This is a genomic window from Paraburkholderia susongensis (assembly GCF_900177725.1).
GTDB classification, from domain to species: Bacteria; Pseudomonadota; Gammaproteobacteria; order Burkholderiales; family Burkholderiaceae; genus Paraburkholderia; species Paraburkholderia susongensis.
Genome location: NZ_FXAT01000012.1, coordinates 48,300 through 62,580, shown reverse-complemented (window position 1 = coordinate 62,580; position 14,281 = coordinate 48,300). Strand labels below are relative to the sequence as shown.

The window sequence follows — 14,281 nt, the reverse complement described above, 5'->3', positions numbered from 1 at the left end:
GTGCGAGACGTTCATCACGCGCGCCTGATCCCCGGCTGCAACGCTACAAAACACAATAGGAGACACCATGCGGGGAGAGGTTGCCACCATCGCGATGGCAGTGGGCGCCATCGTCGTTCTGATCTTTCTGATCGTACGCGTGCGGCTGAGTCCGTTCGTGGCGCTTACGCTGTCGGCGCTCGGACTTGGCCTCGTTGCCGGCGTTACGCCCGAGCACAGCATCGATAGTTTCACGAAGGGGTTCGGTGGCGCGCTCGCGCATACAGGGCCGGTCGTCGGCCTCGGCGCCGTGCTCGGCGGCATCCTGATCGGCACCGGCGGCGCGGACCGCATCGCCAACGCTTTCGTCGGCAAGCGGCCGCTCTGGCTCGCGCCGTGGACGATCTGCGCGGCGGCCCTGCTTGTCGGCATGCCGCATCTGTTCGACGTGAGCTTCATCATGCTCGCACCGCTCGTCTACACGATCGCGCGGCGCACCGGCAGCCATCTGCTCTATATCGGATTGCCGGTCGCGGCGGGCCTGTACGTCTCGCACGGTTTGCTGCCGCCGCATCCGGCGCCCACCCAGGCCGTCTCCGCTTACCATGCGAATACCGGCCTCACGCTGCTCTATGGGCTCACGATCGCGATCCCGAGCGCTATCCTGTGCGGTCCGCTCTTCACCCTCGTGGCCCGGCGGTTCTTCGGCCCCGCGCCGGATCTTTCGGCAGGCCCCGGCGGCACGCGCGGCGAAGACACGCGCGAGTCCACGGCCTCGCTGCCTTGGTCCGTAGTGTCGCTCCTGATTCCGCCGGGGCTGATGCTGACCGGCACGGTGGGCATGAGTCACGTCGCGAAGAACAGCGCCATGTTCGTATTCTTCCAGGCGCTGAACGACCCGATCCTCTCGTTGCTCGCCGCCGTGGTGTTCGCATGGTTTGCGCTTGGCGTGCGCGGCGGCCATGCGCTGGCGGCCATGCAGAAAATGGTCGGCAAGGGCATTGCGCCGCTGAGCACGATCCTGCTGATTCTCGGCGCGGGCGGCGGCTTCAGCCAGATGCTCAAGTCGATCCATCTCGACACGATCATCGTCGAGCATTCCACGCACTGGGCGATCAGCCCGCTGCTGCTCGCGTGGGCGCTGGCGGCGCTGCTGCGCATCTGCGTGGGCTCGGCCACGGTCGCGACGGTCGCGGCAAGCGGCATCGTCGCGCCGCTGCTCGTGGCGCACCCGGGCGTCTCGCCCGAACTGATGGCGCTCGCGACGGCTTCGGGCGCCGTGATGCTCTCGCATGTGAACGATTCCGGCTTCTGGCTTTTCAAGGAATACTTCCAGCTCTCCGTCCCGCAGACGCTGCGCACCTGGACGCTCATGCTTTCGTTGCAGTCGCTGGTCGGGCTTGCAGGCGTGATGCTGCTCAGCACGCTCATCGGCTAACATAACGGCGTCCCCGTTCCAGGGGATCGCCACATGGCCCGCGCCTTGAGAATTTTTATGTCGAGCAAGACCAAACCCGATGAATCCACGACTGCACCGCTGATTCCTGATCAGCGGCGCGAAGCGATGTTGCGTCAACTGCGGCGCGACAAGGTGCTTTCCTTGCATCAGTTGATGGAGTCGTTGGGCTGCTCGCACATGACGGTGCGGCGCGATATCGCGCTACTGGAACGTGAAGGACTCGTGCATTCCGTGCCCGGCGGCGTGCGCGTGGCGAGCCAACTGACGAGCGAGCCGAGCCACGTGTCGAAGGCACTGATCGATCCCGCCGAGAAGCGCGCCATCGCTCAGGCCGCGGCGTCGTTCCTGAGGCCCGGCATGACGGCCTATCTGGATGCGGGCACGACCACGCTCGCGCTCGTACCGCACATTCTGGCGCTATCGGACATCACGGTCGTCACCAACGATTTCCCGATCATGCAGGAACTGATGAACGCCGGACACGTGGCGGCGATTCACACAGGCGGTTTGCTTGACCACGCGAACCAGTCGAGTGTCGGCGAACTTGCGGCGGCCACGCTACGACAACTCGCCGTCGATGTCGCGTTCATCTCGGCCAGCTCCTGGGATTTGCGTCGCGGCGTGACCACGCCGTCGCCGCCAAAAATCGACGTGAAGCGCGCGGCAATCGAAGTGGCGGAGCAGACCGTGCTGCTTGCGACGAGTTCGAAATATGGCACGTTCAGCACTTACAAGATCGCCGGCCTGGAGTGCTTCGACCACATCGTGAGCGATGCGGCGTTGCCCGAGGCGGCGGCTTCGGGCATCCATGCCGCGGGGCTTTCGCTGAAGCTGGCGTCGGTGGATGAAACGCCGGACGCTCAATATTCCAGCTGACTGGTGGTGGCGCATGTGTCTGCAGATCAATTTTCAGGAAAGCGACCCGCTGGACAACGCCACTTCACTATTCCGAAAAAACTACGCCGGGGATCGATAACCTTTCGCGCATCGCCACGACGCCACCGTCCCGCAAGAGTGGTCTGACTGCCACGCCTTTCGGCGTGGACCAGTTCAATGAATTCGCGTCGCGCCTCAGGTTGGCCGCAACCCATCTGGCGCTACGCAAATGCACTTCCACAGGCGCTCCACTGGTCTGCCTGATTTAATGTTTTCGCACAGCCTTGTGTCTCCGAAAGGACGACGTCGCCGATTCCATTTCGGCCGCGCTCACTCGCGCGTTTGCGTGAGTCGATTACTCAGTGACATACGCCGAGTCAAGTGGCGAGAACAGGCGCTTTCTGAAGGCAGGAAAACTTATTTTAATGGCGCGGTCCTATTGGACGTTCCGGCTCGATGTTCGATCGCAGCAGTGCAATGACGCGGCCGAACAGCTTCCGTTCCCGTACCCATTGGCATAAACCCTGGGCAGAAATTCCGATGCCACACCTTGACAGCGGTTTTTTCCAAATCGATACTTTGTCCGTACAAAGTAACAAACAGCGAACAAAGTGGGTTCAACGGAGACGCAGGCAATGGACGTGAAACGAGAGCAGGCTGGCGATACGCGCCGCATCCGCGCGAGCTACGGACGCTATCTGGAAGACTTCGAAATCGGCGACATCTACGAGCACCGCCCCGGGCGCACGATCACGGAGGCCGACAACATCCACTTTTCGCTGCTGACGATGAACTTCCATCCGATGCATTGCGACGCTGCCCACGCCGCGAAAAGCGAGTTCGGTCAGTTGCTGGTCAACAGCGGTCTGACCGTCGCGATCGTGCTCGGCATGACCGTCAACGACGTGAGCGGCAAAGCCATTGCAAATCTCGGCTGGAAAGAAATCAAGCTCACGGCTCCGGTGTTTTGCGGCGATACGCTTTATGCGGAGTCCGAAGTACTCGAGAAGCGGGAGTCGCGGTCGCGTCCGACTCAAGGGATCGTGACCGTGCATACGCGCGCGTTCAACCAGAACGGCGTAGCGGTGATGGATTTCGTGCGCAGTGCGCTGATTCCGAAGCGCGGGTACGGCGTCGGCGATTGATATGGCGCCTTCACCGGACGCGGCGCCAATGCGCTGCGCTTTTCTCGCCAGACCACGGCCATTGCAGGGGATCGGCATGTCGGAGCACAGCTTGATGGATTTGAATGCGGGCGCGCAAGCATGGGCGGAGCAATTCGGCTCCGCGCCGCTGAGCGCGGTCCACGCGGTCTCTCTGGTCGGCTCCGCGCACGCGACTGTGCGCGCGGCGGGGACGGCGGCCCAACTGCTCGACTGGCTCGACGCCGACGTTTTCACGCACACGTTGCAACAGCAGGAGCCGGGCCATGCGCGCTGACACGCTTGCGCTTGCGACGCAAACCTGCGAGGCGCGCACCGCAAATGCGCTGCGCGACGCGGCGCAAGCGGGGCCGCGCGGCGGGTTTGTCCGGCTGCGTGAAGAGGCCGCTCTAGCGCAAGCGCGCGCAGTCGACCGGCAACTCGCGCAAGGCGTGCGTGCGGGCCGCCTGCAGGGCGCGCCGCTCGCGCACAAGGACATGTTTTTCCGCAACGGCGAGCTGAGCGAATGCGGCAGCCGGATTCTCGCGGACCATCGTTCCATGCAAACGGCCACGGTGCTGCAGCGCTTCGACGCGGCCGGTGCAATCGACCTCGGCGCATTGCACATGGCCGAGTTCGCGATGAGCCCGACCGGCTTCAATGCCCATCTGGGCCATGGCCGCAACGCATGGTCGGACGCGCATGTGAGCGGCGGTTCGTCGAGCGGCAGCGGGATCGCGGTGGCGCGCGGGCTCGTGGCGGGCGCGCTCGGTTCCGATACCGGCGGCTCGGTGCGTATTCCGGCGGCCGCGAATGGCGTCACCGGGATCAAGCCCACCCAGCATGCCATTTCGGTGCGCGGCGTGATGCCGTTGTCGCCGAGTCTCGATTGTGTCGGCGTTCTCGCGCGTACGGCACAAGATGCCGCCGCGTTGCTGCAGGTGATCTGGGCAGCCGACCCCCACGACCCGCACTGCCTCGCGACCGGCACCCGTGACTTCGAAAGCGCGATCGAGCAGCCCTTGACGCACGACGTCAGCATCGCCGTACCCGCTTTCGATGACGATGCACCGGTTTCGGATGAAGTGCGCGCGGCGCTCATGCGCGTGGCCGATGCGCTCGCGTGCTGTGGCGCGACGATTCGCCGGGTCGCCGTGCCGGACCTGCGGGAGGCGGGGGCGCTCGCGACGCTGGTGCTCGGCGCGGAAGCGGCTTCCGTACACGCCAAATGGCTGCGCGAGCGCCGCGGCGATTATGGCGCGCAGGTACTGCGTCGCCTCGAACGCGGTCTGCTCTATCCGGCCACCCGTTATGTCGACGCACTACGGTTGCGCGCGATCCTCATGTCGGGGTTCGTCGAGCGGTACCTGAGCGGCGCGCAAGCGTTGCTGCTGCCGACGCTGCCCTACGCGGTGCCGACGATCGAGGAGACGCTCGACGGCGATGCGGACGAAATCGAACGACGTTTCGGCAACTTTTCGTACTGGACGCGCGGCATCAACTACCTTGGCTTGCCCAGCATCAGCGTGCCCGCGGGCAAGAGCGGCAACGGCATGCCGGTAGGCGTGCAACTGATCGGCCGTCCGTGGAGCGAGGACGGGCTGTTGCGCGTGGCGCACCAGTTGCAGCGCAGTACCGACTGGCACCTGCGTTCAATTATTTCCCAGCCGTTGGGCACGGCCTGAAGCAGAGCCTCGAATCATCAGTTGAGCAGCAGTAAGGATTACTCATCGTGTAGTGTAACCGGCAACGCATCACGCGGGCTCAGACCAGCGGATGCCGCATCGTTCAGGAGACAATCGCATGAACGCAACGTCTGTCAACGCAGGCGCCCGGCTAGACCGGCTGCCGCTTGCGCGTTTTCACTGGAGAATACTCGGGCTAATCAGCGGCGGTGCCGTGCTGGACGCGTTCGACATCTATCTCGCGGCGGGTGTGCTGGCCGCGATGGTCAAGTCGGGCTTCTCGACGCTCGCGACCAACGCCGCGTTCATTTCGGCTACTTTTTTCGGCATGCTGATCGGCTCTGCGCTGGCCGGCTGGGTCGGAGACCGCTTCGGCCGTCGCGCTTCGTATCAGATCAATCTCGCCGTCTTCGGCGTCGCATCACTGCTCGCGTGCTTCGCGCCGAACATCGAAACGCTGATCGTATTGCGCTTTCTGATGGGCCTCGGGCTCGGCGCCGAACTGGTCGTCGCCGCGGGGACGCTATGCGAGTTCGTGCCGCCTGCGTATCGCGGCCGCTGGATCTCCCTGATGGGTCTGGTGATCAATTCGGGTTTGCTGATCGCCACCAGTGTCGGCTATGTGGTGATTCCGCATCTGGGGTGGCGCTGGATGTTCGCACTCGCCGGCACCGGCGCAATCGTGATCTGGATTATGCGCAAGCGCATGCCGGAGTCGCCGCGCTGGCTCGAATCGGTGGGACGCACGGCCGAGGCCGAAACCACGCTCGCCGAAATCGAGGCGGATGTCGAGCGCGAAACCGGCAAGCTGCCGCCGGTTCTCGGCGTGCAACCGGTCACGCCGCGTCGGGTGCCGATGTCGGTGCTGTTCACACGGCCGGTGATCGGCCGCACGCTGGTCGCGGCACTGGTCTGCGTGGCGGTCAACGTTTCCGTGTATGGCTTCGTCGCGTGGCTGCCGACGTTCTTCGTCAAGCAGGGCCTCACCGTCGTGCAGTCGCTCGGTTTCGTCACGCTGATGGCGTTCGGCGCGCCCGGCGGCGCATTGGTCGGCTATCTGCTCGGCGATCGTATGGGACGGCAGCGCGGGCTGATCGTGTTCTCGCTCGCGACCATCGTGCTCGGCTTCATCTATCCGCAGATGCGCGATCCTGTGGCGATTTCGATCACCGGCTTCGCGCTGGTCACGTCGATCTACACGTTTGTCACGCTCGGACTCTACGGCTATATCCCCGAACTGTTCCCGACCGCATTCCGGCTGCGCGGCACCGGGTTCGCGGGCGTCTGCGGCCGCGCCGCTTCGATGTGCACACCCTATGCGGCGGTTGCGCTGTTCCAGAACTTCGGCGTGAGCGGCGTGCTCGCGATGGTGATCGGCGTTCTGAGCCTGCTGATCGTCGCGCTGCTGGTGCTGCGCGTCGAAACCAGCGGCCAGTCGCTCGAGGAGATCGGCACGGTGGTCGAAGAGGACGTCACAGGTATGGCTGCGGCGCACGCGGAGCGCTGAACTCACAGAGCCGGCGCGGCGAAGACTCCCGGCAAAGACCCCCGGCAAAGACACAGGAGATGACATGAGCACCCAGGTTCTACGCAAGGACGATCATGAAGCGGGCAGTACAGCGAGCAGTGCAGTTGACAGTACGGCGGGCGGGATTGCGGGCGAACTGGCGCGGTTCGCTCTCGAACTGAAGCTCGAAGCGGTACCCCTGGCCGTGCGCGAGCGCGCCAAGCACTTGCTGCTCGATGCGATCGGTCTTGCGTATGCCGCGCACGCCACCGATTTCGCGCGCGTCGCGCTGGATGGACTCTCGGTCCTGGGCAAGGGCGACGCCACCGTCATCGGCCATGGCCGCGTGCTGACGGCGCGCGACGCGATGGTGATGAATGGCGTGCTGGCGCACGGCCTCGACTTCGACGACACCCATTCACGCGGCGTGATACACGCGACCGCGAGTCTGCTGCCCTGCGTGTTCGGCGTCAGCGACGGGCGGCCGCTCGACGGCGCGCAAATGCTCGCCGCCTATATTGCCGGTATGGAGGCCGCCACGCGGGTCGGCTCGGTGGCGAAGAGCGGCTTCCATCAGGTCGGCTTCCATCCGACCGGCGTGGTCGGCATTTTCGGCTGTGCGCTGGCGGCGGCGCGTCTGCTCGGTCTGTCGCAGCAGCAGGCGAGGATGGCGCAGGGCATTGCGCTGTCGATGGCGAGCGGCAGCCTCGAATTCCTGCAGGACGGCGCATGGACCAAGCGCATGCATCCGGGCTGGGCCGCGCAATCCGCGTACACCGCCGCGGCATTGGCGTCGCGCGGCTATGTCGGCGCGTCGGCGCCTTATGAAGGGCGCTTTGGCCTCTTTTCCAGCTATCTCGGCGAGCAGCGCGGCAACGCCGATCTTTCGCTCGCCACCGCCGCGCTCGGCGACAAGTGGGAGATCGACGAGGTCGCGATCAAGCCCGTGCCGGCCTGTCATTTCACGCACGCGTTCGCCGACGCGGGCGCCGCGCTGCATCACGAATGGCAGCGGCGCGGTTATCCGCTGACCGAACTGATCGGGCGGATTGCGCGGATTCGCGTGAAGGTACCGGAGGGCGTCGTGAAGGTGGTGTGCGAACCGGTGGCCAACAAGCGCCGTCCGGCCAACGCGTACGACGCGCAGTTCAGCGTGCCGTACGTCACCGCGAGCGCGCTGGTGAAGGGACGCTTCACGCTCGACGAACTGGAGCCCGCCGCGTTGCGCGACGACTCGGTGCTGGCGCTGGCCGCGAAGGTCGAGTACGAGATCGATCCGGCCAGCACGTTCCCGCGTCACTACACCGGCGAGGTGGGCCTGGAACTCGCCAGCGGCGAGACACTGTGGCACCGCGAGGCCGTGAATCGCGGCAGCGCCGACCGGCCGCTGAGTAACGACGAAATCGTCGGGAAATATCGCGCCAATGCGAGGCGCGCGCTGTCCGACGCGCGCGTCGAGAAGATCCGCGAAACCGTGCTGGCGCTCGATACCTTGCCGCCCGGCACCTTGCATCGGGTGCTCGGCGAGGCCGTCTGAGTCGTCGTTTAAAAATCGAATCAATTCGCAGTCCGGAGAAGTGATATGTCCCAAGTGGATGACAATGTGACAGAACAGGCCGAGGACGACACGCTGATCCTCGACATGCTGGACCGGTTCCTCAAGACCGAGGTGAAGCCGTATGTGCATGCGCTCGAGAAGGCCGACGAATATCCGGGCGAAATCGTCGAGCAAATGAAGGAGATGGGCTTGTTCGGCTGCCTGATCGACCCCGAGTACGGCGGACTCGGTCTGTCGGCGCGCACCTATGCGCGCATCGTCGAGCGCATGTCGGCGGTATGGATGTCGCTGAGCGGGATCATCAATTCGCATCTGATCATGGCGATGACGGTACAGCGCAACGGCACCGAGGAGCAGAAGGCGCAGTTCCTGCCGCGTTTCGCAACCGGGGAACTGCGCGGCGGCATCGGACTGACCGAGCCTGATTGCGGTACCGACCTGCAGGCGATCCGCACGAGCGCGCGGCGCGACGGCGACCACTACGTGGTGAATGGCGCCAAGACCTGGATTACCAACAGCCTGTACGGCAACTGCCTCGTGCTGCTGGTCAAGACCGATGCGGCCGCGCAGCCCCGCCACAAGGGCATGAGCCTGCTGATCGCGGAGAAGGGCCCGGGCTTCGAAGTGAGCCGCAAGCTCGAAAAGCTCGGCTACAAGGGCATCGACACCTGCGAGCTGAATTTCGACGACTACCGTGTGCCGGCCGACCGCCTGGTCGGCGGCGTCGAAGGGCGCGGTCTGCAACAGATTCTCGGCGGCCTCGAACTGGGGCGCATCAACGTCGCCGCACGCGGGCTCGGCATTGCGGTGGCTGCGCTCGATGCATCCGTCGCGTACAGCCAGATGCGCAAGACCTTCGGCAAGCCGATCTGCGAACATCAGGCGATTCAGCTGAAACTCGGTGAAATGGCGACCCGCGTTCACGCATCGCGCCTGCTGGTGGATGCCGCCGCGCAAGCCTACGATCGCGGCGAACGCTGCGACATGGAAGCGGGCATGGCGAAGTACTTCGCCACCGAGGCGGGCCTGGAAAACAGCACCGAGGCGATGCGAATCCACGGCGCGTACGGCTATTCGAAGGAGTTCGAGATCGAGCGCCTGTATCGCGACGCACCGCTGCTGGTGATCGGTGAGGGCACCAACGAACTGCAGCGCATCATCATCGCCAAACAACTGATAGCAAGGAGCCCCGTATGAGCCTGCCGCTCTCAGGACTGCGCATCATTGCCGTCGAGCAATACGGCGCGGGGCCGTTCGCCACCCAGCATCTGGCCGATCTGGGCGCGGACGTGATCAAGATCGAAAACGCGCGGGACGGCGGCGACGTCGGCCGCGCGGTCGGCCCGCATTATTTCGGCCCCGGCGACAGCCACTTCTACGAGGCTTTCAACCGCAACAAGCGCAGCATCGCGCTGAATCTGAAGAGCAGCGAGGGCAAGGAGATACTGCTCAAGCTGGTGGAAAAAGCCGATGCGGTGTTCGACAATCTGCGCGGCGATCTGCCGGCGAGTCTCGGGCTCGACTACGCGGCGCTCGCGCGCGCCAATCCGGCCATCGTGTGTGCGCATCTGTCGGCCTATGGGCGCACCGGCTCGCGCAAGGCGTGGCCCGGCTACGACTATCTGATGCAGGCCGAAGCGGGTTATCTGTCGCTGACCGGCGAGCCCGATGGTCCGCCGACGCGCTTCGGCCTGTCGATCATCGACCTGATGACCGGCACCACCGCGGCGATGGCGCTGCTCGCGGGCATCGTCGAGGCGCGCAAGACCGGCCGCGGCCGTGACGTGGACGTCAGTCTGTTCGACGTTGCGCTGCATAACCTTGCCTACGTGGCGACGTGGTATCTGAACGGCGGCCATACGACGAAACGCGAACCCCGTTCGAGCCATCCGTCGCTCACGCCGAGCGAACTCTACCGTACGCGCGACGGCTGGATCTTCCTGATGTGCAACAAGGAGAAGTTCTGGGGCGTGCTCGCGAACGTCGTGGGCAAGCCCGAATGGATCGACGACCCAGAACTCTGCAACTACGCGGCGCGCCTGAAGCATCGCAACCGCGTGCGCCGCGAGCTCGACGACGTGCTGATGACCGCCGACACCGCAACGTGGATGGAGCGCTTCGCCGGCAAGGTGCCGGCCGCGCCGGTCTACGACGTGGCCGAAGCGCTCGACAATCCGTTCGTCGCCGAACAGATGCGCGTGGTGGCGTTCGAGCACCCCGAGCACGGACCGATTCGGGGCGTCGCCTCGCCGGTGCGCATCGGCGAGGCGTTGCCCACGCGCGCCGCGCCGCGCATGGGCGAGCACACGGACGAGGTGCTGCGCGAGGCCGGTTTCGCCGACGACACGATTGCTTGGCTACGCCGGCAAGCTGTGGTGCAATGACAGGATCGTTTTCGCTGCCGGCGCCTGCCGCTTTCCCGTATGACACTTTTGCTGAATCAGCAGCCGCGTTATCTGCAACTCGCGCAGACGCTCATCAACGAGATCCGCGACGGGCGCTATGCGGTGGGCGCGTTCCTGCCCACCGAGTTCGACCTCTGCGAACAGTTCGGCGCGAGTCGGCACACGGTGCGCGAAGCCGTGCGGCGGCTCGTGCAGATGGGACTGGTCGACCGGCAGGCGGGGGTCGGCACACGGGTGCTCGCGCGTGAGGCGGTGAGCGGCTACCAGCAGGTCATGCGGCAGCTGAACGACCTGCACCAGTACACCACCGACACCGAATTGACGCTGCTCGGCAAAGATCTGGTCGAAGTGGACGACGCGCTCGCGAAGGTGCTGCGCGGGAGCCGCGGCGAAACCTGGCTGCATCTCGAAGGCGTGCGCAGGAGCGGGAACGAGGCCGATCCGATCTGCGTGAGCGACATCTACATTCACCCGGCGTTTCGCGCGATTGAAGTCGAAGGCCACCCGCATACGCCGATCTATGCGCTGATCGAGCAGCAGTTCGGCGAGCAGATCGCGGCGGTCCAGCAGGAGATTCGCGCGACGCTCGTCACCGCGGCGCAGGCACGGCTGCTCAATACGCAGGCCCGATCGCCGGCGCTGTGGATTTGCCGGCGCTATCTGAACCGGCGCGAGGAAGTGGTGGAGGCGGCAATCAGCATCCATCCGTCCGAGCGCTTCAGCTATCTGGAAACATTTCAGCGCGACTGGCGCACGACCTGAAAAAGCGTTTCGCGCGCGGACGGTCGTTCAGGCGGTGCGCCCGCGCAAAGGACCGACAATGAAGGCGGCAAGCAGTTATCTGTTCGTGCCCGGCGAGCGCGCCGAGCGCTTCGACAAGGCGCTCGCGAGCGGCGCGGACCGCGTGATTCTCGATCTCGAAGATGCGGTACTGCCTGAGGCGAAAGCGCGGGCGCGCGACACGGTGCACGACTGGCTCGAACGGCATGGCGCCGATGCGCGCGTGCTGGTGCGCGTCAATGGCGTGGATACCCCGTGGCATGAAGACGATCTGAGCATCGCAGTTTTGCCGGGCGTGGCGGGCATCATGCTGCCGAAAGCCGAACGCGCGAGCGATCTTGTGCGCGTGCGCGCGTCCTTGCGCGACTCGCAGGCGCTTTATGCGCTGATCGAAACCGTCGATGCGGTGGTGCGCCTGCGCGAAATCGCGGCCGTTGCCGGGCTCACACGTCTCGCGTTCGGCTCGTTCGACTTCTGCTCGGACGCCGGCATCGGCGACGACCGCGCGCCGCTCGATCCGGTGCGCACGCAACTGGTGATCGAGTCGCGCCATGCGCGGCTGCCGGCGCCGGTCGATGGCGTGACGCTCGCGCTCGGCGATGAGGCCGCGCTCGCGGCGGACGTGAGCCATGCGCGCAGCTTCGGAATGGGCGCCAAGCTATGCATCCACCCGCGCCAGGTCGAGACGGTCAAGCGCGGTTTTCTGCCGAGCGAAGCCGAATCCGCATGGGCGCGCCGCGTGCTCGATGCCATAGCGCAGGGTAGCGCGGGCGCGATTGCGGTGGACGGCAAACTGGTCGACCGGCCGGTCGTGGAGCGGGCGAAGGCGATCGTCGCGCAACTGGGCTGAGCGCAGCGGCGAGAGTCAGGACGCTTGTTCACCGGGCGTCATTTCTGGATCGCTTCGATCGCGGCCTGAACTGCGCCAGCTCTTTGTCAGCGAGCACGTAGTCGCTGCAATCATGCAGGCGAGCGAAGGCGAGGTCCAGGAACGCTCGTACCCGCTTGGGTTGAGCAGCCCGGCTTCCGTAGTACACGTGCAAACCGATGTGCGCGCTCATATGCTGCAGGAGAACGGGCTCCAGTCGTCCCGCCCGGATGTGAGGCGCCGCCGAGAAGTTCGCGAGCTGACCGATGACTTGCCCCGCGAGCACAGCTTGCACTTCCAGCTCCGCGTCGTTCGTCGCGAACGCGGGGGACATTTGCCGATGTTCGAGCTTGCCATCCACGGTCAAGTACCAGGGCGCCACCTTGCCGGTGACCGAATGCCGGAACACGCTGCAGCGATGCGCCGCCAGATCCGCGAGCGTCGATGGCGTCCCGTACGCTTTCAGGTAGCGGGGCGCCGCGCACACGATCATCTGGATCGGGAAGAGCTGCCGCCCGATCACGCCCTCGCTGGGCGACGCCCCGATCCTGAAGCCGACATCGACGCGATCCAGCACCCAGTTGCCGATACCGTCGTCGAGCTGGACGTCCGGCTGGATACCGGGGTGCTCGCGACAGAACTCGTCGAGCAGCGGCATGAGGATGGCGGCGAACGACGATTTCGGCCCGACGATCCGCAGCGGCCCCGCGATCTCGTCCTTGGACTCCCGCGCCAGCACTAGAGCCCTGTCCAGCGCCACCAATGCGGGCTGTGTGTTCTCCAGAAACCGTTGGCCTTCCTCTGTCAGGGCGAGGCTGCGCGTCGTCCGATGCAATAGCCGGACGCCAAGATGCTGTTCCAGTTGCGCGATGGCTTGACTGGCCGCCTGGGGTGTGACGCCCTGGGCCAGCGCAGCCTTGCGAATACTGCCGAGTTCCACTGCTTTGGCGAACGTGGCAATGGCCTTGAAGTCGTTGACGGGCATGGTCAATTTCTCTACTGAAGCGAGGGCGAAAGCGTCGCGCGGGCCATCCAGTATCAACCTGAGCTTGATACTGGTGCAAGGCGCAATCGACTAGTCGCTTGAAACCGCGGCGCTTAAAGTGATGGACGTTGGGCCACCGCCCTCGTTATTCAACACCAAGGACTGACCATGCAACACGTGACTCTGAACAATGGAATGACGATGCCGATTCTCGGTTACGGCGTTTTCCAGATCGCCGACGAGGCGGAATGCGAACGCTGCGTCGTGGACGCGGTGCAGGCGGGCTACCGTCTGATCGACACCGCTGCATCCTACAAGAACGAGGAAGCCGTCGGGCGGGGCCTGAAGCGTTGCGGAGTACCGCGTGACCAGCTTTTCGTCACCAGCAAGCTGTGGGTTGAGGATGCGGGCTATGAACGTGCCCGAGTGGCCATCGACAAGTCGCTGAAGCGCCTGGGTGTGGAGTATCTCGATCTGTTCCTGATCCATCAACCGTTCTCGGACGTTCATGGCGCATGGCGAGCGATGGAGGAGGCGCATCGCGCTGGCAAGCTGCGTGCGATCGGCCTGAGCAATTTCCAGCCGGATCGTCTCATGGACATCGAAGGGTTCAACGAAGTGACTCCGGCGGTCAACCAGATCGAAGTCAATCCCTTCCACCAGCAGGCTGAAAGCGTCGATTTCATGCGCGGGCTCGGCGTGCAGCCGGAGGCTTGGGCTCCCTTCGCCGAAGGACGGAACAACCTGTTCCAGAACGAGCAACTGGTGGCGATCGCTCAGCGTCATGGCAAGACCGTCGGGCAAGTCGTGTTGCGATGGCTGGTTCAGCGCGGCATCGTTGCCCTCGCAAAGTCCGTGCGCAAGGAGCGGATGCTGGAAAATCTGGCTGTCTTCGACTTCGAGCTGTCCGACGCAGACATGCAGGCCGTCGCAACGCTGGAGACAGGCACGAGCAGTTTCTTCTCGCATCGCGATCCGGCGATAGTGAAGTGGATGAGCGAACGAAAGCTCGGACTATGACGTGCAACTGGGCAGGT

At 64.8% G+C, this 14,281-nt stretch carries 13 protein-coding genes; 12 read left to right on the top strand and 1 reads right to left on the bottom strand.

Going from position 1 to position 14,281, the window contains the following annotated elements; translation table 11 throughout:
- Nucleotides 1-67: 67 nt before the first annotated feature.
- The 11 genes from B9Z01_RS27205 (at nt 68) to B9Z01_RS27155 (ending at nt 12,241) form a co-directional block, all read left to right on the top strand.
- On the top strand, nt 68-1,417 hold the full coding sequence (locus B9Z01_RS27205) for a GntT/GntP/DsdX family permease (protein ID WP_085488655.1): 1,350 nt from the start codon (nt 68-70) through the stop codon (nt 1,415-1,417).
- A 57-nt stretch (nt 1,418-1,474) separates the two neighbouring features.
- Nucleotides 1,475-2,314: a DeoR/GlpR family DNA-binding transcription regulator gene (locus B9Z01_RS27200; RefSeq protein ID WP_085488654.1), complete on the top strand. Its 840-nt coding sequence runs from the start codon at nt 1,475-1,477 to the stop codon at nt 2,312-2,314.
- A gap of 635 nt (nt 2,315-2,949) precedes the next feature.
- Nucleotides 2,950-3,459: a MaoC family dehydratase gene (locus B9Z01_RS27195; RefSeq protein WP_085488653.1), complete on the top strand. Its 510-nt coding sequence runs from the start codon at nt 2,950-2,952 to the stop codon at nt 3,457-3,459.
- 91 nt (nt 3,460-3,550) lie between these two features.
- Complete coding sequence (locus B9Z01_RS27190) at nt 3,551-3,754, top strand: hypothetical protein (protein ID WP_143809076.1); 204 nt, start codon at nt 3,551-3,553, stop codon at nt 3,752-3,754.
- On the top strand, nt 3,744-5,141 hold the full coding sequence (locus B9Z01_RS27185; RefSeq protein ID WP_085488651.1) for an amidase: 1,398 nt from the start codon (nt 3,744-3,746) through the stop codon (nt 5,139-5,141). The genes B9Z01_RS27190 and B9Z01_RS27185 overlap by 11 nt, the downstream gene beginning before the upstream one ends.
- Nucleotides 5,142-5,259: 118 nt before the next feature.
- A complete protein-coding gene (locus tag B9Z01_RS27180) occupies nt 5,260-6,648 on the top strand; it encodes an MFS transporter (protein ID WP_085488650.1) in 1,389 nt (462 codons plus the stop codon).
- A 64-nt stretch (nt 6,649-6,712) separates the two neighbouring features.
- On the top strand, nt 6,713-8,185 hold the full coding sequence (locus B9Z01_RS27175) for an MmgE/PrpD family protein (RefSeq protein WP_085488649.1): 1,473 nt from the start codon (nt 6,713-6,715) through the stop codon (nt 8,183-8,185).
- A 45-nt stretch (nt 8,186-8,230) separates the two neighbouring features.
- Nucleotides 8,231-9,403: an acyl-CoA dehydrogenase family protein gene (locus tag B9Z01_RS27170; protein WP_085488648.1), complete on the top strand. Its 1,173-nt coding sequence runs from the start codon at nt 8,231-8,233 to the stop codon at nt 9,401-9,403.
- The gene (locus tag B9Z01_RS27165; RefSeq protein WP_085488647.1) at nt 9,400-10,590 is read left to right on the top strand and encodes a CaiB/BaiF CoA transferase family protein; all 1,191 of its coding nucleotides are present in this window, start codon (nt 9,400-9,402) and stop codon (nt 10,588-10,590) included. The genes B9Z01_RS27170 and B9Z01_RS27165 overlap by 4 nt, the downstream gene beginning before the upstream one ends.
- Before the next feature lie 39 nt (nt 10,591-10,629).
- A complete protein-coding gene (locus B9Z01_RS27160; protein ID WP_085488646.1) occupies nt 10,630-11,373 on the top strand; it encodes a GntR family transcriptional regulator in 744 nt (247 codons plus the stop codon).
- Nucleotides 11,374-11,431: 58 nt separating this feature from the next.
- Complete coding sequence (locus B9Z01_RS27155; RefSeq protein ID WP_085488645.1) at nt 11,432-12,241, top strand: HpcH/HpaI aldolase/citrate lyase family protein; 810 nt, start codon at nt 11,432-11,434, stop codon at nt 12,239-12,241.
- A 28-nt stretch (nt 12,242-12,269) separates the two neighbouring features.
- Here B9Z01_RS27155 and B9Z01_RS27150 read toward each other — a convergent pair whose 3' ends face one another.
- A complete protein-coding gene (locus tag B9Z01_RS27150; RefSeq protein ID WP_085488782.1) occupies nt 12,270-13,244 on the bottom strand; it encodes a LysR family transcriptional regulator in 975 nt (324 codons plus the stop codon).
- Nucleotides 13,245-13,412: 168 nt separating this feature from the next.
- On the opposite strand from B9Z01_RS27150, the gene B9Z01_RS27145 reads away from it, so the two are divergent.
- Nucleotides 13,413-14,264, top strand: coding sequence for an aldo/keto reductase (locus B9Z01_RS27145; protein WP_085488644.1), 852 nt, complete (start codon nt 13,413-13,415; stop codon nt 14,262-14,264).
- Nucleotides 14,265-14,281 lie beyond the last annotated feature (17 nt).